Origin of the sequence: Clostridium sp. NSJ-49 (genome assembly GCF_014287725.1) — a bacterium.
Classification (GTDB): domain Bacteria; phylum Bacillota; class Clostridia; order Clostridiales; family Clostridiaceae; genus Clostridium; species Clostridium disporicum_B.
Window position 1 is genome coordinate 1 of the sequence record NZ_JACOOP010000114.1, and the last position, 948, is coordinate 948.

At 29.3% G+C, this 948-nt stretch carries 2 protein-coding genes; both read right to left on the bottom strand.

Annotated features, from left to right (window positions below; genetic code table 11):
• Positions 1-629, bottom strand: a 629-nt coding sequence (locus H8S10_RS17920; RefSeq protein WP_186839751.1) for a BppU family phage baseplate upper protein, incomplete at its 3' end; no start/stop codon positions are given.
• Between the two features lie 4 nt (positions 630-633).
• The coding region (locus tag H8S10_RS17925; RefSeq protein WP_186839752.1) for a hypothetical protein at positions 634-948 on the bottom strand (315 nt) is incomplete at its 5' end.

Below are 948 nucleotides of genomic sequence, written 5' to 3' on the forward strand. Positions count from 1 at the left end.
GGATTACTATTCCCTGTACCATTCACAACCAAAACATTAATTTGTCCTTGCAAATTTGATGTATCACTTTTATTCGCCTTAGTTTCCAATTGCGCATTAGTTTGATTAACTTGATCCTGGAGATTAGCGGCTTGATTTTCATCAATTATTATTCTTTTAAGTGACTCATACTCTTTAGAAAAAGCACTAATCAATTTATCTCCAGTAGCCTTAAAATCATTTTTTAACTTTTCTAATCCTTCTATAAGATTAGTTCCTAAAATATTAGTTATCCCTGTGGTTTTCTTATTAATTTGTAAATAAAAAGATGCAGTAGTCATTTTACCACTTGCATCTATAAGTTGCAGATCACATTCACATATACCTGGAGTTTCAAATATATTATTTTTTAATATTATATCTAGCTCGTTATTATTAATAACAAAACTCGATTGATCCTCTAATTCTACTAATGTCTTATCAGCCCTCACAACCCCTAATTTTACTGTTTGTCCAGTAATATCTAATGATGTAGAACCTTTGATTAATGATAACTTTAAAACTCCATCATCCTCCTGTTTGAAAGACCATATCGGAGAATAATTAGGTTTATCTACATTAACTACTTTTCTAGTACTTTCATTTTTCATTAAATCACCTCACATTTAATACGACTTGATCTATTAATCCTTCAAGTTTTTCAACTCTGTTTTTTAAATCTTCATTTTCCTGCTTTAAGTTATTATAATCTTCTGTTGAAGGTTGTTTAATTACCTCTACCTCATCCCGAGGTGGTAATCCTTCTACAGCTTCATACTCTTTAGTTTCTTTGTTGTATTTAAGATTATAAGCATTTATTTTATCTTCGTTATCTATCACTGCATAACAAGTATCAAAATAATCATCACTTAATTCATCTGCAGTTTCTACTTTTAATATTTGCTCAATCATGTCCGTTTCTTTATTAAT